We start from the raw sequence: 208 nt of genomic DNA, 5'->3' as shown, positions 1-208 counted from the left end.
GATGCCGCCGACACCGGCGGCGGCCTGGGCGTGACCGATGTTCGACTTCAGCGAACCCAGCCACAACGGCCGGTCCTGCGACCGCTCCCGGCCGTACGTGGCGATGAGTGCCTGCGCCTCGATCGGGTCACCCAGCCGGGTCCCCGTACCGTGCGCCTCCACGACGTCGATCTGGGCGGGAGACAGGCCGGCCGACGCCAGGGCCTGG

General features: G+C 73.1%; 1 protein-coding gene. It reads right to left on the bottom strand.

What is annotated here, in order from left to right:
• Positions 1-208: modular polyketide synthase (locus IO33_RS0142455; RefSeq protein ID WP_031174386.1), on the bottom strand; the 208-nt coding region annotated here is incomplete at both ends.

It is taken from the genome of Streptomyces durhamensis (genome assembly GCF_000725475.1).
Classification (GTDB): domain Bacteria; phylum Actinomycetota; class Actinomycetes; order Streptomycetales; family Streptomycetaceae; genus Streptomyces; species Streptomyces filipinensis.
Note: the sequence above shows the minus strand (reverse complement) of the source record. Positions and strands in the feature narration are given on the sequence as shown.